The 18,634-nt window shown below is 59.1% G+C and carries 20 protein-coding genes; 8 read left to right on the top strand and 12 right to left on the bottom strand.

Going from position 1 to position 18,634, the window contains the following annotated elements; all coding sequences use genetic code 11:
* Positions 1-35: 35 nt before the first annotated feature.
* Genes AB9N64_RS26750 through AB9N64_RS26740 form a run of 3 tightly spaced genes read right to left on the bottom strand, consistent with a single transcriptional unit; the run spans position 36 to position 2,314 of the window.
* Complete coding sequence (locus AB9N64_RS26750; RefSeq protein ID WP_019820334.1) at positions 36-953, bottom strand: 5'-nucleotidase; 918 nt, start codon at positions 951-953, stop codon at positions 36-38.
* 15 nt (positions 954-968) lie between these two features.
* Entirely contained in the window at positions 969-1,931 is a 963-nt protein-coding gene (locus tag AB9N64_RS26745) for a putative 2-dehydropantoate 2-reductase (RefSeq protein WP_014717662.1), read from the bottom strand.
* Complete coding sequence (locus AB9N64_RS26740; protein ID WP_014717661.1) at positions 1,928-2,314, bottom strand: hypothetical protein; 387 nt, start codon at positions 2,312-2,314, stop codon at positions 1,928-1,930. The genes AB9N64_RS26745 and AB9N64_RS26740 overlap by 4 nt, the downstream gene beginning before the upstream one ends.
* On the opposite strand from AB9N64_RS26740, the gene AB9N64_RS26735 reads away from it, so the two are divergent.
* Entirely contained in the window at positions 2,313-2,747 is a 435-nt protein-coding gene (locus AB9N64_RS26735) for a pilus assembly protein PilZ (RefSeq protein WP_014717660.1), read from the top strand. The genes AB9N64_RS26740 and AB9N64_RS26735 overlap by 2 nt on opposite strands.
* 130 nt (positions 2,748-2,877) lie before the next feature.
* A complete protein-coding gene (locus AB9N64_RS26730; RefSeq protein ID WP_003189871.1) occupies positions 2,878-3,954 on the top strand; it encodes a 3-deoxy-7-phosphoheptulonate synthase in 1,077 nt (358 codons plus the stop codon).
* Between the two features lie 69 nt (positions 3,955-4,023).
* Here the strand turns inward: AB9N64_RS26730 and AB9N64_RS26725 are convergent, their stop codons facing one another.
* Positions 4,024-4,305: a GNAT family N-acetyltransferase gene (locus AB9N64_RS26725; RefSeq protein ID WP_003189869.1), complete on the bottom strand. Its 282-nt coding sequence runs from the start codon at positions 4,303-4,305 to the stop codon at positions 4,024-4,026.
* 612 nt (positions 4,306-4,917) lie between these two features.
* On the opposite strand from AB9N64_RS26725, the gene oprI reads away from it, so the two are divergent.
* Positions 4,918-5,169: an outer membrane lipoprotei OprI gene (oprI, locus tag AB9N64_RS26720; protein WP_003172710.1), complete on the top strand. Its 252-nt coding sequence runs from the start codon at positions 4,918-4,920 to the stop codon at positions 5,167-5,169.
* A 178-nt stretch (positions 5,170-5,347) separates the two neighbouring features.
* Here oprI and AB9N64_RS26715 read toward each other — a convergent pair whose 3' ends face one another.
* The 3 genes from AB9N64_RS26715 to AB9N64_RS26705 form a co-directional block, all read right to left on the bottom strand.
* Entirely contained in the window at positions 5,348-6,313 is a 966-nt protein-coding gene (locus AB9N64_RS26715; protein ID WP_371359794.1) for a L,D-transpeptidase family protein, read from the bottom strand.
* A 78-nt stretch (positions 6,314-6,391) separates the two neighbouring features.
* Entirely contained in the window at positions 6,392-6,685 is a 294-nt protein-coding gene (locus AB9N64_RS26710; RefSeq protein ID WP_003189866.1) for a hypothetical protein, read from the bottom strand.
* A 58-nt stretch (positions 6,686-6,743) separates the two neighbouring features.
* On the bottom strand, positions 6,744-7,349 hold the full coding sequence (locus tag AB9N64_RS26705; protein WP_014717658.1) for an arylesterase: 606 nt from the start codon (positions 7,347-7,349) through the stop codon (positions 6,744-6,746).
* A 10-nt stretch (positions 7,350-7,359) separates the two neighbouring features.
* Here AB9N64_RS26705 and AB9N64_RS26700 point away from each other — a divergent pair, with 10 nt between their 5' ends.
* Both AB9N64_RS26700 and AB9N64_RS26695 read left to right on the top strand, forming a co-directional pair.
* A complete protein-coding gene (locus AB9N64_RS26700) occupies positions 7,360-8,043 on the top strand; it encodes an ABC transporter ATP-binding protein (RefSeq protein WP_003189864.1) in 684 nt (227 codons plus the stop codon).
* Positions 8,043-10,553, top strand: a complete 2,511-nt coding sequence (locus AB9N64_RS26695; RefSeq protein WP_122301461.1) for an ABC transporter permease — start codon at positions 8,043-8,045, stop codon at positions 10,551-10,553. Before AB9N64_RS26700 ends, AB9N64_RS26695 begins: the two co-directional genes overlap by 1 nt.
* Positions 10,554-10,591: 38 nt before the next feature.
* On the opposite strand, the gene greB is transcribed toward AB9N64_RS26695, so the two are convergent.
* Both greB and AB9N64_RS26685 read right to left on the bottom strand, forming a co-directional pair.
* Positions 10,592-11,071 carry a transcription elongation factor GreB gene (greB, locus tag AB9N64_RS26690; protein ID WP_371359793.1) on the bottom strand — a complete coding sequence of 160 codons (480 nt, stop codon included), beginning with the start codon at positions 11,069-11,071 and terminating at the stop codon, positions 10,592-10,594.
* Between the two features lie 124 nt (positions 11,072-11,195).
* A complete protein-coding gene (locus AB9N64_RS26685) occupies positions 11,196-12,254 on the bottom strand; it encodes a hypothetical protein (protein ID WP_032874087.1) in 1,059 nt (352 codons plus the stop codon).
* Positions 12,255-12,494: 240 nt separating this feature from the next.
* On the opposite strand from AB9N64_RS26685, the gene AB9N64_RS26680 reads away from it, so the two are divergent.
* From AB9N64_RS26680 to AB9N64_RS26670, 3 genes are read left to right on the top strand one after another with little or no spacing between them, the layout of a single operon-like run.
* Entirely contained in the window at positions 12,495-13,421 is a 927-nt protein-coding gene (locus AB9N64_RS26680) for an ABC transporter ATP-binding protein (RefSeq protein ID WP_032874084.1), read from the top strand.
* A complete protein-coding gene (locus AB9N64_RS26675) occupies positions 13,418-14,143 on the top strand; it encodes an ABC transporter permease (protein WP_014717653.1) in 726 nt (241 codons plus the stop codon). The genes AB9N64_RS26680 and AB9N64_RS26675 overlap by 4 nt, the downstream gene beginning before the upstream one ends.
* Positions 14,144-14,160: 17 nt before the next feature.
* Entirely contained in the window at positions 14,161-15,900 is a 1,740-nt protein-coding gene (locus AB9N64_RS26670) for a Gldg family protein (RefSeq protein WP_133634719.1), read from the top strand.
* A 4-nt stretch (positions 15,901-15,904) separates the two neighbouring features.
* Here the strand turns inward: AB9N64_RS26670 and AB9N64_RS26665 are convergent, their stop codons facing one another.
* The 3 genes from AB9N64_RS26665 to AB9N64_RS26655 all read right to left on the bottom strand — a co-directional run bounded on the left by AB9N64_RS26665 (position 15,905) and on the right by AB9N64_RS26655 (position 18,434).
* Positions 15,905-16,213, bottom strand: a complete 309-nt coding sequence (locus AB9N64_RS26665; protein WP_106111648.1) for a hypothetical protein — start codon at positions 16,211-16,213, stop codon at positions 15,905-15,907.
* 260 nt (positions 16,214-16,473) lie between these two features.
* Positions 16,474-16,908 carry a DoxX family protein gene (locus tag AB9N64_RS26660; RefSeq protein WP_003189852.1) on the bottom strand — a complete coding sequence of 145 codons (435 nt, stop codon included), beginning with the start codon at positions 16,906-16,908 and terminating at the stop codon, positions 16,474-16,476.
* A gap of 104 nt (positions 16,909-17,012) precedes the next feature.
* Entirely contained in the window at positions 17,013-18,434 is a 1,422-nt protein-coding gene (locus AB9N64_RS26655; protein ID WP_014717651.1) for a transglycosylase SLT domain-containing protein, read from the bottom strand.
* Positions 18,435-18,634 lie beyond the last annotated feature (200 nt).

Genomic DNA, 18,634 nt, shown 5'->3' with positions numbered 1-18,634 from the left:
CTGCCAGGATGGCGGGAATTGAATGAGCTTAGCAGCTAGCGCTCGGTCTGGATTCTCAACTCATTGCTGATGCCATGGGGCACGTGCCCGGTGGCCACTACCTCCCTGGCTTTCTCGCAATGGCCGGCCTGGTCATCGAAAAACACATCGGCGGCAAAGGCTTCCAGAAACGCGGATTTTTCCAGGCCACCGAGGAACAGCGATTCGTCCAGGCGGATATCCCACTCGCGCAAGGTGCGGATCACGCGCTCATGGGACGGTGCCGAACGTGCGGTGACCAACGCGGTACGAATCGGGCAGGCCTCATCGGCAAACTCGCGTTGCAACAGGTTCAGTGCCGCCAGGAAGCCCTTGAACGGACCGCCGTGCAAAGGCTGGCGCGCCGACTCTCGCTCGCTGGCCTGGAAGGCTGCCAGCCCACCGGCCTGGTAGACGCGCTCGGACTCATCGGAGAACAGCACGGCATCGCCGTCGAATGCGATGCGCAGCTCTTCGCTGGAAGCGCGGCGCGGGCCGCCCGACAGAATCGTCGCGGCCGCAAACCCGGCATCGAGGGCGCTGCGCACATCTTCAGCATGGGTGGAGAGAAACAGATGACAACCGAAGGCGGCCAAATAGGGATAGGGACTACGCCCGCCTACGAACGCGGCGCGGGAAATATCCAGGCCGTAATGCTGGATCGAGTTGAACACCCGCAGCCCGGTATCGGCACTGTTGCGCGACACCAACACCACCTCGACCCGCGCACGCCCCAGGCTGGCATTCAGGCTCAGCAGCTTCTTGACCAGCGGGAAGGCATCGCCAGGCTCGAGGGTTTCTTCCTCGTGCTCGATCTGGTATTTGCGGTAAGCCTCGACCCCTTCAGCCAGATAAACCTTGTGGCTGTCACTCAGGTCGAACAGCGCTCGTGAGGAAATCGCCAGCACCAGTTTGTCAGCCAATCCCTTCACCATGGTGGTTCCCCCCAATCAGCGGTTGTGCCGATCAATAAAACTCAAGGCCTGATACAGCGCCTGCATGCGTGGCAGTTCGCAACCGGCCGCTTTGGCAGCGGCCAAGGGACGGGCATAGATGGCCGCCAGCTCCAGCGGCCGCTTGTGCAGGTGGTCGTGATACATGCTGGGCAGGTAGTCGTCCATGGTTTCTGTCATGGCGAACATCTGCCCAGCGTAACTGGCAGGGATTTCATGCCCGCAGGCATGAGCGCCCTGCACCACCTCGGCCATCAGCGCCTGGATCAACTCGCGGCTGGACTCATCGGCCATCATGGCCGTGGTGCCCGTGCCCAGCAACACAGAGAGGCCATTGAACGGCACGTTCCAGACCAGCTTGTGCCAACGCGCCAGATGCACATTGGCCATGGCCTGGGACTCGATGCCAGCTTGATGAAACAGCCCGGCACCGGCTTCGACAATCGCCTGTTGCTGCACCTCATCGTTGGCCGCCGTGCCACTGTGATAGCCCAGGTTGACCCGGCCCAACGCCTGATGCTCGACCACACCGGGGGCCGAGCGGTGCACACCGATGTAGCACAGGCCGCCCAACAGATGCAGCGACGGCGGCAGGTGTTCACGCAGGCTGTCTTCGACATCGAGGCCGTTTTGCAGGAGCACCACTTTGGCATCCGGCGCCGCCACCTGGGCGATGGTGGGCGCCAGGTCCACATTACCGGTGGACTTGGTGCCCACCAATAGCCAGTCGCACGGCGGCATGTCGGCGGCGCTGGCATAGGCCTGCACCGGATGCAGGTGCAGTTGCCCATGCACCGTACTGTTGACGTGCAGGCCATGCCTGCTCACCGCGGCATATTCGCTGCGCAACAGGAAATGCACATCGAAGCCGGCACGCGCCAGCATCAGTCCGTAGTAACCGCCGATGGCACCGGTGCCAATAATGCCAATGCGTGGCGACGGGGCTGCAACTGCTGTCATGGCAAATCCTCTGGTGTTCGGTTGAGCGCCTGGTTTAGGCATTCGGCGAGGTCGGATGCTGTAAGACGTGTCTGTAATTGCCCAAAGAATTGACCCTCGCACACCAGGAACAACGCCGGCAAATGAAAGATCCGGTAGCGTTCCACCGCACCGCCGTTGTGCCCGGCATCCACCCAGCACACGCGGTCCACCGGCAAGTGCCAGCTGGGCAACTGCTGGCGTGCCCAGCGGCAACTGGCACAACCGACACTGGTGAACACTACCAGCGAAATACCTGGCAATCCCAGCAATTGCTGGTCAATATCCAGGTCGGTCAATTCCAGTTCCTTCACTATACTGCTGCCATTGCCGTCAACTGGACGGCGCTCGGAGTCCGTGTACATGGGTCGTTTTTTACCTCACCCTGATGATGTCGCTGTCGAGTTGATCCAACGTCCCTCTCCCGCCCTTCCCCGCCAACGCCTGCACACTATCGGCCGCGGCGGCGTCGCCTGCAATTGGCCACGTGCCTGGCGCGCCGGCACGGCGGTAGACCTGCATATCCCTTCCCTAGGGCCCAGCGCCCGTTATCCAGGCTATGTCGCCTGGTGCCGCAAAGTCGAACAGGGCTATCGCATTGGTATTTGCTTTACCGACGAACACGCCTTGTTCGGTGCACGGATGGGCGAGCAAGTGTGCCAGATCGAGCGTTACTGCCGCCTGCACGAAGACGCCGAGCCAACGCCTGCACAACTTGAAACCATGGCCCGTGAGTGGGTGTCGCGTCATGCCGGCGAGTTCTCCCATGAGGCGGTTGTGCAGCCAGCGCTGGATTAAACCGGGCTTTGCCCATTGTCGCGGGCCCGTGTTACGCGCTAAGGTTCCTCCCCCCTGCATTCAAATCATGCTGTGCCCGCCGCACGGGGATAGCTGGCGGCCGGCACCCGTGACCCTGGCGAGTAACACGATGGCTGATTTACCGATCAATGACCTTAACGTTGAATCCAACGAGACCCTGATCACCCCCGATCAGCTCAAGCGCGAAATCCCCCTGAGCGACGCTGCCCTGCAGACCGTCACCAAGGGCCGCGAAGTCATCCGTGACATTCTCGACGGCACCGACCACCGTCTCTTCGTGGTGATCGGGCCCTGCTCTATCCACGACCTCAAGGCCGCCCACGAATATGCCGAGCGCCTCAAAGTGCTGGCGGCTGAAGTGTCCGACACCTTGTACCTGGTCATGCGCGTGTATTTCGAGAAACCGCGTACCACCGTCGGCTGGAAAGGCTTGATCAACGACCCGTACCTGGACGACTCCTTCAAGATCCAGGATGGCTTGCACATCGGTCGCAAACTGCTGCTGGACCTGGCTGAAATGGGCCTGCCCACCGCCACCGAAGCCCTCGACCCGATCTCCCCGCAATATCTGCAGGACCTGATCAGCTGGTCGGCTATCGGCGCACGCACCACCGAATCCCAGACCCACCGCGAAATGGCGTCCGGCCTGTCTTCGGCCGTAGGCTTCAAGAACGGCACTGACGGCGGCCTGACCGTGGCGATCAATGCGCTGCAATCGGTCTCCAGCCCTCATCGCTTCCTGGGTATCAACCAGGAAGGCGGCGTGTCCATCGTGACGACCAAGGGCAACGCCTACGGTCACGTGGTGCTGCGTGGCGGCAATGGCAAGCCCAACTATGATTCGGTCAGCGTCGCGCTGTGCGAACAGGCGCTGAACAAGGCCAAGATCAAGCCAAACATCATGGTCGACTGCAGCCACGCCAACTCCAACAAAGACCCGGCCTTGCAGCCATTGGTGATGGAGAACGTTGCCAACCAGATTCTGGAAGGTAACCAGTCGATCATCGGTTTGATGGTCGAGAGCCATTTGAACTGGGGTTGCCAGGCGATTCCAAAAGACTTGGCCGACTTGCAGTACGGCGTGTCGATCACCGATGCCTGTATCGATTGGTCCGCCACCGAAACTACCCTGCGCAGCATGCACGCCAAGCTCAAGGACGTGTTGCCCCAGCGCAAGCGCACCTGAGTCCGTACCGGTTTCGCGCACCCAAAAACGCCGGGCTAAGCCCGGCGTTTTTTATTGGCAACTGGTCAGTTACAGCTTCGCAGCATGGCGCTGGTGGCGCTCCATATAGCGTTCGACATAGGAGCACGACGGGATCACCGTGTAGCCAGCCTCTTCGGCAAACTTCAAGGCTTCCTCGGTCAACGCAGCCGCAATGCCTCGCCCCCGCAGTGCGTTGGGCACGAAGGTGCGATAGATATCCAGGGTCTGCTTCCCGAGGTCCATGTAGGTCAGGTAGGCACGATGACCGTCCACATTGGTCTCGAACTGATGACCAGCCTGGTCATGGTGGATGGACAACGCCTCGCTCATCACTACTCCTCGCGGGTCTGAATTAACGACCCTACCTTACCGATGTTTTTCCGGCGAAGGAACATCTACGCCACCCCGTGCCGGTTTCGACAGCGAGAAAACCGTGAGCGCTCACAACCAGCACATAGGGAATAGTAGGCACCAATCCTGAAATTGCTCAAGGCGCACTCGTCATTCCCCGCCGCTGGTGGATATAGAAAGGGCCTCGATCAACCGGTGACCGATAGCCTGAACATTGCCGGCAGTTGAACCTTGAGACGAACTGGCGCTCTTAAAGTCACCTCTAGATGCGCAAAAGATGCCCGCCGCAGTAAAGCCAAGCGTAACCAAAGTGCCCCGCTTCGTTATATAAAATTTCATCTATTTACAAGGCTTAACACATGCGGGCCGGCCCTTTCAGCCTGGATCCAATGTGCGTCCAGGTGCAAAAAATTGGACAGTTTTCATACAAACCGCCAAAAGATTAGCCAAAATAGATTCGGCACAAGAAATTTTTTTGCTTCTTGCGCAACGTCAGTTTACTTACTACAAGTAATGGGTAGTATGTACGCCGGCTATTAGCTCACTCTGAGAAAGTAGCCATTAAATTGAAAGTCCTTGAAGGGGAACACGATGAACAACGTTCTGAAATTCTCTGCTCTGGCTCTGGCCGCAGTTCTGGCTACCGGTTGCAGCAGCGTCTCCAAAGAAACCGAAGCTCGTCTGACTGCAACTGAAGACGCAGCAGCTCGCTCCCAGGCCCGTGCAGACGAAGCCTACCGTAAAGCTGATGAAGCTCTGGCTGCTGCTCAAAAAGCACAACAGACTGCTGACGAAGCTAACGAGCGCGCTCTACGCATGCTTGAAAAAGCAAGCCGCAAGTAATAATCCTTCGGGGTTGTTATCAAGCCGATCCATTTATGGGTCGGCTTTTTTTTGCCTATGATTTGGCATGTGGGAGCGGGCTTGCTCGCGAAAGCGGTGGATCAGTCAACATCAATGTTTGCCGGGCCGACGTCTTCGCGAGCAAGCCCGCTCACACAGGGATGTTCGCTCAGGCTTATTATTGAAGATCGAGCGGGGTGCTGGACGCCACAGGTGCGCCGCCTGGCACACCAATTTCGGTCGGCAAGCCATCCTCGGCGGCGACCACATCACGCACCTGGTCCCAGTTGACGCGTAGGTTATTGGACAGGTCTTCGCGCTTGAGCAACGCATTGATGACCGCGGTGTGCTTGTCGACCACCGATGGCGTACCGTCATCATTCAACGGCGTGTGGGCCTCAAGGTAGACCTTGCCACCACTGCTGCCGAACTTGTACGCGTCATTGATGATGCGCACTGACGTGCCTACCGGCACCATGCCTGCCATTTCCAACACGTTGTTATTGAACATGCGGAAGCACCCGTGGCTGGTACGCGTGCCGATACCAAACTTCATGTTGGAGCCGTGAATCAGGTAACCCGGCGTGCCCAGGGTGAACTTGAACGGCCCCAGTGGGTTGTCGGGGCCGGCAGGCACCACGTTGGGGAGCGGGTCACCGTTGGCGGCGTGCTCGGCCTTGATCGAGGCCGGTGGCGTCCAGGTCGGGTTCGGCGTCTTGGCGATGATACTGGTATGGGCGATCGGCGAACCCCAGCCTTCCCGGCCAATGCCCAGAGGGAAGGTATAGACAACGTTTTGGCCTTTTGGATAGTAGTAGAGCCGGTATTCCGCCAGATTGATCACAATGCCTTCCCGCGGCCCGGGCGGCAGGATAAAGCGTGTCGGCAGCACAATCTCAGTGCCCGCACCCGGCAACCAGGCATCGACACCCGGGTTGGCCGCGACCATTTCCGAATAGCCCAGGTCGTAGGTGGTGCCAAGGTCAGCAAAAGTGTCTTCGTACTTGGCCTTGATCACTTGGACCTGGCCAACAATGTCCTCACCGGGCGGTGGCAAGGGCAACTGCAAGGCCGCCGCCGAACCCGCCGCACAAAGCGCAGCAAGAGACAGGCAGCAGGTGACGACGGAAACGCGCGACAACATCCGGAAAATCCTTCGCAAGACGACGGGTAGGGAAAAATTGATTGTATACGGCTTCGCAGCGCCAAGCTTCAAGCTGTTTTACAGCTCGAAGCGCAGCTCCGGCCAGATCGGCGGCGTGCCGCGCTTTTGCGATTCTAGAATCGCCCGGCATAACGGGCAGAGTCGCTGGTCTTGAAAAATCGAGCGGTTGACCGATGACCAGCGTGGCTGTGCGGGCAATAAAGTGCCGCAGAGCGTGCGGTCGATGGAGCCGCCCAGTTCCAATTGACGCGCCACCAAATGCACTCGCACTTCCTGGCAGGCGAACAGGTCCAGCTGCTCGTCCGGCTCGATCAGTTGGTAGTTAAACAGGGACCAGGCAGGGCGCGACATCGAGGGCTCCAAATCAGGGGGGCGCCACCTTAGCCGAAAGCCTGCCGGTAGAAAAGCGTCATAGCAGCGGTTTTAGCGCCGGCCAGACATTTTCCAGCAACTTGTCTTGCGCCGCGACCGCCGGGTGCAGCCCGTCAGCTTGCATCAACTCCGGATGGCCACCCACGCCCTCGAGGAAAAACGGCACAAACGGCACCTTTTCTTTCTGTGCCACATCACCGAATACCTTGGCAAAAGCTTCGACATAGCGCTTGCCGTAATTGGGCGGAATCTGCATACCCAACAGCAGCACCTTGGCGCCGCTGTCCCGGGACTGCTGAATCATCGAAGCAAGATTTTGTTGCAATTGCGCAGGCGGCTGGCCGCGCAAGCCATCGTTGCCACCCAACTCGATCACCACCACGTCCGGTTTGTGCGTTGCAAGCGCCGCGGGCAGCCGCGCGAGGCCTCCTGCACTGGTGTCGCCACTGATGGAAGCATTGACCACTTTGTCGTCAAAACCCTCCTGCTTGAGCCGTTGCTCCAGCAACGCGACCCACCCTTTGCGGGTATCCAGGCCGAAACCGGCACTGATACTATCGCCAACGATCAGGACTGTACCCGCCGCTGCGTTCTGGGCCATGCACATCAAGGCCAGGCCAGCACTCAAAAACCACACTCGCATCGGATTCTCCATGGGCGCAAGCATTCTCACCGCGCGAAACCTTAGCAAAGTGGTTCCCAGCGCGGAAGGTGAACTGACTATCCTGCACGAACTGAGCCTGGAACTGAACAAGGGCGATAGCCTGGCTATCGTCGGCAGCTCCGGTTCCGGTAAATCCACACTACTGGGCCTGCTGGCCGGCCTCGACCTGCCCAGCAGCGGCGAAGTGACCCTGGCCGGGCAAGCCCTGAGCACCCTCGACGAAGATCAGCGCGCGCGCATCCGTGCCGAGCATGTGGGTTTCGTATTCCAATCCTTCCAATTGCTCGACAGCTTGAATGCTCTGGAAAACGTGATGCTGCCGCTGGAGCTGGACGGTCGCCAGGACGCCCGCGAGCGAGCCAAACACCTGCTGGAGCGCGTAGGCCTGGGCCAGCGCCTGACCCACTCGCCCCGCCAACTGTCCGGTGGCGAACAACAACGCGTGGCGATTGCCCGCGCGTTTGCCGCCGAACCGGACGTGCTGTTTGCCGACGAGCCCACCGGCAACCTCGACAGCCATACTGGCGAGCGCATCAGCGACCTGTTGTTCGAGTTGAATAAAGAGAGCGGTACGACCCTGGTACTGGTCACCCACGACGAGCGCCTGGCCCACCGCTGCCGGCGCCTGATCCGCCTTGAAGCCGGCCTGATGGTCGCGCCCCTGGAGCCTTGATGGCACGTTTGCCGCTGTTGCGCCTGTTCAGTCTTGCCATGCGTCAGTTACTGCGCGATGCCCGCGCCGGCGAATTGCGCGTGCTGTTCTTTGCCCTGCTGGTGGCCGTGGCCGCCAGCACCGCTATCGGCTACTTTGGTGCGCGCCTCAACGGCGCCATGCTGCTGCGCGCCACCGAATTCCTCGGCGCCGACCTGGTGCTCGAAGGCAGCTCGCCGGCCCGTGCCGAGCAAATCAAATCTGGGACCGAATTGGGCCTGGATCACGCTCGCATCGTGGAGTTCTCCAGCGTTATCGCCACCGATAACGGCATCCAGCTCTCCAGCATCAAGGCGGTCAACGAGCAGTACCCCTTGCGCGGCGAGCTTAAAAGCAGCACCGAGCCCTTCGGTACGCAAATCCCGGGCGGTGGCCCCAAACCTGGTGAAGCCTGGGTAGAAGCACGGTTGCTGACGGCGCTGGACCTGAAAGTCGGCGACAGCATCGATGTCGGCATGAAGACCCTGCGCCTGGCGCGCATCCTGAACTATGAGCCCGACCGCGCCGGCAACTTTTACAGCCTCACGCCCAGGGTCATGATCAACCTGGCGGACCTGGACGCCACCGGTGTCGTCCAGCCAGGCAGCCGTGTCAGCTACCGCGAACTATGGCGTGCGCCACAAGGCAGCACAGCGCTGCAAACTTATCGCGACCTGGTCAAACCGGGCCTGGCTGCCAACCAGCGCCTGCAGGACTCCCGCGATGGCAACCAGCAAATCGGCGGCGCACTGGGCAAGGCCGAACGTTACCTGAACATGGCCAGCCTAGTGGCTGTGCTGCTGGCTGGCGTCGCCGTGGCGCTGTCAGCCAACCGCTTCGCCAGTCGACGTTTCGATGCCAGCGCGTTGTTGCGCTGCCTGGGCTTGTCGCGCCGTGAAGCCATGCTGCTGTTCAGCCTGCAACTGAGCGTACTGGGCTTGCTGGCGAGCCTGGCCGGCGCCCTGCTCGGCTGGCTGGCGCAATTTGGCCTGTTCTACTTCCTGCACGACCTGCTACCCGCCGACGTACCGCCAGGCGGGCTGCTACCGGCCGTCGCGGGGATTGGCACCGGGCTGGTCGCCCTCGCCGGCTTCGCCCTCCCGCCGCTGGCCGCACTGGGCCGGGTACCGCCGCTGCGGGTATTGCGCCGCGATTTGCTGCCTATTCCTTCAAGCACTTGGATGGTCTACGGCGCGGCACTGTTTGCCTTGGGCCTGATCATGTGGCGCCTGAGCCTGGACCTGGTATTGACCTTCGCGTTACTCGGCGGCGGTGTAGTCGCTGCGCTGCTCCTGGGTGGCTTGCTGCTGTTGTTGCTACAGAGCCTGCGGCGGTTACTGGCTCGTGCCTCCCTGCCGTGGCGCCTGGGCCTGGGCCAATTGTTGCGTCACCCGTTGGCGGCGGCAGGCCAATCCCTGGCCTTTGGCTTGATCCTGTTGTCCATGGGGTTGATCGCGCTGTTGCGAGGCGAATTGCTCGACACCTGGCAAAACCAGTTGCCCAAGGATGCGCCCAACTACTTCGCCCTGAATATCCTGCCAGCCGACAAGGACGCCTTTGGCGCCCGTCTGCTGGACGTCCAGGCACAAGCGGCGCCGCTCTACCCGGTGGTGCCGGGGCGCCTGATCAGCATCAATGGCGAACCCGTGCAGGAGATTGTCAGCAAGGACTCCAGTGGCGACCGGGCCACTCAACGCGACCTGAGCCTGACCTGGGCAGCCGACTTGCCAGCGGGTAACGTCCTGACGGCAGGTACGTGGTGGTCGGCGCAACCCAACGACGGGATTCCAGGCGTGTCGGTGGAAGCCAAGGTGGCCGAGAGCTTGAAGCTCAAGCTCAACGACCATTTATTGTTCACCATCGGTGGGGAAAACCGTGAAGCACGGGTCACCAGCCTGCGCACCATCAACTGGGATAACTTCCAGCCCAACTTCTTCATGATTTTCCAACCGGGCACCTTGAAGGATCTGCCCGCGACCTACCTCACCAGCTTCTATCTGGCTCCCGGCCATGACCAACAGATCGTCGACCTGTCACGGGCCTTCCCGGCGGTCACTATCCTGCAGGTCGAGGCCCTGCTGGAGCAGTTGCGCAGCATCCTCGCCCAAGTGACGTTGGCGGTCGAATACGTGCTGTTGTTTGTACTCGCGGCGGGCATGGCAGTGTTGTTCTCTGGCCTGCAGGCCACCCTGGATGAACGAATCCGCCAAGGTGCATTGCTGCGAGCCTTGGGCGCCGAGCGCAAGTTGCTGGTCAAGGCCCGACGCATCGAATTCGGTCTGTTGGGGGCGGTCAGTGGCTTGCTGGCAGCACTGGGCACCGAACTGGTGACCTGGGTGCTGTACCGCTATGCCTTTGACCTGGCGTGGCATCCCCACCCGTGGTTGTTACTGCTGCCCGTGATCGGTGCCGTGCTGATTGGCGCTGCCGGGGTATTCGGCACGCGCCGTGCACTGAATGCCAGCCCGCTGACCGTATTGCGCGAAGGCTGAGACCTGGATGGCACGCCCCCAGCCAAGGGTACGTGCCATCAGGCGGTCGTCACATATTCGATCTTGGTGATCCACCAGCACACCTCTCCGCCGGGGGTCTGTACGATTGCCTCGTCGTCCACCTCCTTGCGCAGCAGGGCCCGTGCCATGGGTGAGTCGATGGAGATGTAATCCATGCGATCGTAGATCTCGTCATAACCGACGATGCGAAAACGCTTGGTCTCGCCCTGTTCGTTTTCGATTTCGACCCATGCACCGAAAAATACCTTTCCTTCCTGCTCGGGCATGTACTCCACCACCCGCATGTCTTCCAGGCGTTTGCGCAGGTAACGCACCCGTCGGTCGATCTCCCGCAACAGCTTCTTGTTGTACTGGTAATCCGCATTTTCACTGCGATCTCCCAGGGAGGCGGCCCAGGTCACTTTGCGTGTGGTATCCGGGCGTTTCTCTCGCCACAGGTAATCCAGCTCTTTTTTCAGCGCTTCATGACCTTCTTTGGTAATCAGCTTGGTACTCAAACGCTTGCATCCCCAGGCAATGTCCAATGGTGCCGTTATGCCAGGGCATCATGCCCAGGCAGCGGCCGGCTGGGACTGATGATAAATGAACCCTGGAAAGTATCCAGGCCGGCGCCCCATTACCTCACCCATGCCCCTCCAGCACTTGGTCCAATTCAAGCAACGTGCCTTGCATACGCTGGCGCATACCCGACAACTGCAACATCATCATCGCCAGCTTTTCGGCCTTCTGGCTGACCTCCAAGCCCTGCTCCTGCAAATAGGTATGGCGCTGCTCGAGTTCACGGCCTTTTTCTTCCAACTGGCTCTGCTGCTGTTGCAATCGCGCCTGCCACTGTTCAAGCATTTGCTCCTTCTCTAGGACCGCGCATTTTTTTTGCGTCAGTTCCTGGGCGACTTTGGCCAGATTGCTCAGCGCGCTGTCCATTTCGAGCAAAGAGGTATGGTCCAACTGGGCAGGCGGGTCCAAGGGTTCGGGCTCAGGCTCAGGCTCAGGCTCGGGTGGCGCCAACCGTAGGTTGTCTGACTCAAAGTGACTGTCATCTTGTTCAACAGGAACAGACGACGCACTGGGCTCAACCTGCTCCTGCGGTATCGCGACCAGCGACCGCGCCGGTTCTTCAAGGGTGCCTTCATCCATAGGTTGCGGCGCAGTCGTGGCTGAGCGCGGATTTCGCGGCGGCGCAACCATTTGCGACGAGAAGCGAATGGACGGCACGATCACTGCGCTGCTTTCGATCGCAGGCAACGCCGGGGCCGACATGCCCAAGGTGATGACCTTCATGACCAAAGCTTTCTTGATGATCACCGAGTGATGATCCTCTGGCCTGGCAGGCGGCAACCGGCAGCCTTTCAAATCAACGAAATGAAAGGGCACCTGGGGTTCGGCAATCGGCGTTGTCTTCGAGCCGGCTGCCGCTGCCATCGTCAGGATCTGTTTGAAGACTTGCATGGCTAATTGCAGGTCCTCTTTGGAGTCAACGCCTCCCAGGAAATACCGGTCAATCTTTTTACGCAGTGCCGCGATATAGACCCTGGAGTGGCCGGGTTCTGCCTCCTCATCCAGGCTATACACCAGAAAGTTGGACGCCGTTTGCGTCACAGCAAACCCGCACAACAAGGCGCCGTTAACGGGCGTCCCTTCATCGTTGCGCTCAAGAACAAGAGTACGTAGAAGCATCATGGCAATCTGGCCTCGTTACAAAGGAGAAAACTTTATATAAACATCAGATAAACATCTGGACATTAATAAGTATTCAAAACAAAACAATTGTTTCAGCGGATTATCGGGCCGAACGTAGGATTCTTCTTATTAATCACACTTCGCGTTCCCAAGTCTTCATATTGAACGTACCCTTTTTAAAGCACTTTTCCATACCGCCGGCCTCTCTCACACGCCCTGCAAAACTTATTCGGTAAAACCATGATCGAGATAAGCAACCTCACAAAACACCTGGGCAAAACACGCGTAATCAGCAACTTGTCCTTCTGTGCCCAGCGCCAGGAGTGTGTGGGCTTGCTGGGAGAGAGTGGGGCGGGAAAAACAACACTGTTGAGCCTGATCGCCGGGACGATCAAGCCGACGGCCGGGCACATCAGTATTCAAGGCTTCAATACCCATACCCACTCAATTCAAGCCAAAAAGGTCATTGGCTATCAGCTCCAAAACGGCCTCGACCATCACACGATGCCCGTCAAAAACATGCTCAATTTCATTGCCGCCATTCGCGGCTTGAGCGGGATGGAAAAACGCAGCCAGGTGGCGCAGGTAGCCGCACGACTGGAACTGCTGCCCGTGCTCGACTGCCCCATCAACGTCCTTTCCCTTGGTTTGAAGCGCAGAGTGGCAATGGCCCAGGCGCTCCTGCATTCCCCAAGCCTGCTGCTGCTGGACGAACCCACAGAAGGGCTCTGCCCTGATCAACGCCTCAAGTTCCGGGCACTCATCCAGTCCCTGAGCGAGGAAATGACCATCATCATCGCCTCCCGCCATTACCAGGATCTGGCGGACATCTGCACCCGTGCCTTGGTTATCGCCGGTGGTCGCCTGGTGGGCGATGCCTCGCTGTCCGACTTACAGCGCAGCTCCCGGCACTTCCAGGCCGTCACCCTCGCGGCAGACGCCCCGCTGGATTTGCTCGCGTTGGCCGTATTGCCCGGCGTCGCAGGCATCGAAGAAGACCGGCATGCGCCCGGCAAGGTTACGGTACTGGCCATGCCCGGGCATTCCATCTTTCCCTCGATCAACGCGCTTATCACCCATCGCGGCTGGAACATCACCTCAATGAATCTGGAGCCGGGTCGCCTGAACGATGTCGTTCACCATCTGAGCCAAGAGGTAACACCTTGAGACTGCTACCTGTCATTTTCAAACGACAACTCGTCAGCTATGCCTGCGCCCCCAGCGCTTACCTGAGCGTGGCGGTTTTTCTCGCACTGTGCGCAGCGCTGGGACTGCATTCCAACCAATGGATGGAGCGAAACAGCAGTGATTTGCAGGCTTTTTTTGAACTGCACCCCTGGCTTTATCTCCTGCTGGTCCCCCTTTTATCGACGCAGTTGTGGTCGGATGAATCCAACGCCAGCTTTTACAACACCCTGAATGCCTTGCCTGTCACCTCGATGGAACGGGTGATCGGAAAATTCATCGCGGCATGGACTGTCTGTGGCATTGCGCTGATGCTTAACTTCCCGCTGGTGATTGCCGTGAATTATCTGGGCACACCTGACAATAGCGTTATCGCCTCACAATTCCTGGCCAGTTGGTTACTGGCGGGAAGTTATCTTTCGGTAGGTTGTTTCATCTGTGTACTTGCGAACCAACGCCTGCTGATTTTCTTTTTCACGCTCGGCTTGTTGCTGACCGCCAGTGGGCTTTCGTCAGTACTGGATGCACTTGAACAACAAGCACCGATATGGATTATCGACAGTTTGATGTCCCTGGATCCCGTTGCCCGCTTCAGCGCGATGGATAACGGCAAGCTCACACTGCAGGACAGCCTGTACTTTATCAGCATGATCGTTGCTTTTCTGTTTGCGACCACCCTCACACTCAATTATAAAAACAGCTGAGAAAAGGAAGACCACTGATGGGATCCGCTTTTCGTGCGGGTATGACACTTCTCGTCATATCACTGCTGTTTCTGGCATTCAATCTAGTCTGGGCACCCAAACTGCCCACTGTTCGCTGGGACTTTTCCGAAGAAAAAATCCACACCTTATCGCCCGCGGCGCAGCAACTGCTACTGTCACTTGAAAGCCCACTGGATCTGTATTACTTCAATACCCTCAATGCGCCGCAAAAAAGCCAGGCATTAGAACGTTATGGTCGGCGCGTGGAAGACGTGCTCAAGGCGTTCGAAAAAGCGGCAAACGGCCTGATCAACTTACATATCATTAACCCCGCTCCCTTTTCTGAAGATGCCTACAAAGCCCGCTTGTTTGGGCTTGATGACACACAAGGATTCCTTGGCCTTATCGGCACCCGTACTGGCCAGGGCGCCCAACGCATCGAAGCGTTCCGGCCTGAGCACGAGTCATTACTTGAATATGAGATCAGCCACCTGATCTATAAGTTGGGGCAGCCTGAGCGTGCCACTATCGGCCTGCTGTCGGGACTGGCGTTAGACAAATCGGCCAGCGAGTTGCTGGGGTTGATCCGCGAGCAATTCAACGTGGTGGAACTGGCTGCGAACGTCGCCCAGGTTCCGTCATCCATCGCGACATTGATAGTCGTACAGCCGCACGCTTTACCTGAACGAGCCCTATATGCCATTGAGCAATCGGTATTGAAAGGCACCCAGTTGATGATGTTCCTCGACCCCGTGAGCGAGATGGGCGCTGACGCCGTGCCAGCGAACGCCAGAATGGAGGGGCTGCTGAACGCGTGGGGCATCCAAATGCCCGCGGATAAGCTGTTGGTGGATAATCTCTATGCCTCATCAGCCACGCCCGGCCCGGGAATGCCCCGGGTACTGCACCCGGCCAGGCTACACCTTCCATCACAGGCGATGACTCCAACGGATGTCAGCGCCTGGGGGCTGGACGCCGTGATGGTCTCAAGCAGCGGCGCGCTTTCCCTGGCCCCCAAGAGCCGTTCACTGTTGACCCCGCTTCTGTTGAGCTCACGGCAATCGGCCCTGCTGGACGCGAAACGCTTTGGCTCGGCGACGACATTTGACTCACTGATCGATGAAACGGCGACTTCAGGGCAGCGCCATGTGATCGCTGCGCGCGTTGAGGGGCCCGCTTACTCAGCGTTTCCCGACGGCCTCAAGGGCCAGCCGCCCGGGCTGCAAAAAGCAGAACTGATCCAGATGGTGGTCGTGGCCGACACCGACTTGCTCGCGGACACAGTCAGCCATGCACGCAACGGCAACGCGCAGTTTGTATTGAACACATTGGATAACCTGGCGGCGCCCGAAGCACTCCAGCGCATTCGATCCCGTGTCATGCGCCAACCGTTGCACAGGCTGGAACACATGCGCGACGAAGCCGCACAGGCTTATCGGAAAAATTCGCTTGAGCTCCAGCGACGACTTGAGCAGACAGAGCAAGCATGGCGCGAGTTGAACCCAGCGCACACGCGGCTTATCACCCAGGCGGTGGATACCAATACGCAGTTGCAGGTACTCAACAAGGAGCGCCTGCAGTTGCCCATCGAGTTGCATACACTCAAGGCGCAGGCCTATGCCCCGGTGCAGCGTTTCGAGCGACAGCTCAAAGGGCTGATGGTCGTGCCTCTACCGCTACTGCTGTGCCTGATTGCCGGGTTACTGTTCCTGTACCAGCGCAAGCGTCGACTCCTCGCATTGGCAACCTTTCACTAGTCGCTCAGCGACGGGCAATCAGCCCTTGCCGGGCAATGCGCGTCAGTTGGTGGATCACCTCATGGGCGTTGCTGACACTCGGTGCCTGAATCACTGCAAGGTCGAAACTGTCGCTGGCAAAACGGGCCAGGGAATCGCCGTCTTCCACAAACTGGATCAGGAACGCCGAAGGCCGACCGGAACGGCGTGGCCAGCCGTCCAGATAACGCAGCAGTGTCGGCTGGTGCTTACCGCCCAGGAGGATTTTCGGATTGCGTTGAGTCAGGTCCGCGGTGATCGGGGCCAGGCGTATGAGGGGGCGTAGTGCATTCATCGTGTCGTGTCTCTGCCTCAAAAGTCTGCGGGCAGGTGAGAGGCAACACCGAACCAGCGCTTTAGCGGTATTTCGAGGAACGCCCTGCGTGAGCAAGCGTACTTCTGTCGGGCTGCATTGAGACCCAGTGGCGCCCCGCAATTAGCTGTTTAAATCGGCGCATGAGCAGCATCCTAGAGAAGCCTGTGGGGCAGTGTCAAGAATCCCAGGCAACGAAAAGGCCCGCATCAGCGGGCCTTTTTGTGCAGCTTGCTAAACGATCAGTGAGTGATCGCGCGGTCGACAGACAATTTGCCCGCACCTTCCAGCAACACCGCCAACGCGCCGCCGAGCAACGCCAGTGCGAACTCATAACCGTTGTTGGCCATGAACAGCCCGTTGTGGATGTGTACAGAGAAAATCGCCACCAGTGTCAGGAAGGTCAGGCCCAATGCGGCAGGGCGAACCAGCAAACCGATGATCAGGGCCAGGCCGGCGAAGAACTCGGTACCGCCCGACAGCAGCGCCATCAGCGTGCCCGGCGCCAGGCCGATGCTTTCCATCCATTGTGCGGTGCCCGCCAGGCCACCACCGCCAAACCAGCCGAAGAGCTTTTGCGAACCGTGGGCAGCGAAGATGATGCCGACGAAGATACGCAGAATAGTCAGGCCATAACCGGCGCGAGTGGACAGTACACGGGTAATCATTGGGCTCATGGGGGTAAATCCTTTTCCAGGTAGGGGTTGGTTGGCCGCTATATTAATCAGTTTAAATAATGATAAAAGCCGAAATATTGCCTAATTTACATCTAAAAAATCGATTATTCACGCGATGCAACTTTAGCCGCAGGCGGCTCCAGAGACTCGCGCTCCCGATCGAACGCCAAATAATACTTGTTGACGCTATTAACATAGCTGACGCCGCCCATCCCTACCTGCTCCATGGCAATGCGTTCAACCTGGAAGAACCACTGATTGGGGTTAAGCCCACGGCGCTTGGCCTCGGTGCGCATACCTTGCACCCGCTCCGGCCCCATGTTGTACGCCGCCAGCATAAAGGCCATGCGCTCGCGCTCATTGAGCTTGGGGCTGGAGAAAAACTTGCGCCGGATCATCGCCAGGTAACGCGCCCCCGCCTGCACATTACTGTCGAGCGACTCGATATTGTTGACCCCCACCCGCTGCGCCGCCGACGGCGTGATCTGCATCAGACCGGTAGGGCCTCCACTATTGCGTGCGCCTGGGTCCAGGGAAGACTCCTTGAACGCCAACGCCGCCAGATTCAGCCAGTCCATACCTTGCTCACGCGCATGTTTTTGCAAAACCGGGCGCAGTTTTTCCAGGCGCTGGCGGTCAGCCCGCGCCAATGGGTTACGGACCTGGTAGAGGCGTCGATAGATACGCTGGAAGGCCACATCCTGGTCGGAAGGCGTGTGATAGGTCTTGAGAAACCGATCGATGCTGGCACGCAGCATCGACGCGTCCTGACGCACAAACCAGAACTCGTCGCCCGGCTCGCTGATGACGACCTGCTTGTCAAAGCGCAACTTGGGCAGAATTTTCGACCAGCGTTGGGCAATGGGTTTTTCCACGATCGTCAGGTGAAAAATCCCGGCCTGCACCATCTCCAGGACATCTTCCACCGCCAGGCTCGGGTCAACCCATTCCACTTTCACTGGTGGGCGCTTGTGCAGGGCCAGCTTTTGATTGACCTGACTGATAGCGTCCACCGCCGCACTACCGGTGGTCAGCGTCACCGTGCGACCCGACAGTTGCTCCAGTTTGGTATACCGTCGTTCACCCTTGACGCCCACCAGCCACAACGGCACATCGCTGACAATCGGGGCGCTGGCGCTGACCTTGTGCACGCCTTTCACGTCCAGCAACTCACCGGGCGCCACCAGGTCACCTTCACCACGGGCCAGCGCACCGAGTAACTGGTCCTTGGCCTTGGGGATGATCTTGAGGTTGATGGCCTGCCCATCACGGGCATGGCCGTTGAGGTACTGCTCGAAGGCGCGTAACCGATGGTATTCGACACCGATGGCCTGGCCCTGCACTTCACCGGAACTGTTGCGGCTCTGGTTGACCAAGACGCGCAGGGTGCGGCTGGAGCGAATTTGCGCCAGGTCGCGGACCTTGCCGGGCTTGGCCACTTGCAGCGGCCCATCCAGACGTGCGACCGCCGCCATGGGCAGCAATAACGCCAGGCACAACATAAGCAACGCCGAGGGTCGGATCATCCGCTCTCCGGAAAGAAAACTGGCCAGCGCCTGTGCGAATTACGCAGTGCTGGGGGTCAGAAACAGAGCGCTTTATGCGCTGGCAAGGCGTGCAACGGCGCCAAGGTGGCAGGCAATCGGCCCACCACAATGTCGCTTGCGACGTTCAAAGACAGCGTTAACGCATTGTAGTTCTTGGTTTTTCTTATCAATCTACAGCT

The sequence above is a fragment of the Pseudomonas sp. KT_2_4 genome (assembly GCF_041410225.1).
GTDB lineage: Bacteria > Pseudomonadota > Gammaproteobacteria > Pseudomonadales > Pseudomonadaceae > Aquipseudomonas > Aquipseudomonas paracarnis.
This window is presented reverse-complemented; position numbering and strand designations above follow the sequence as displayed.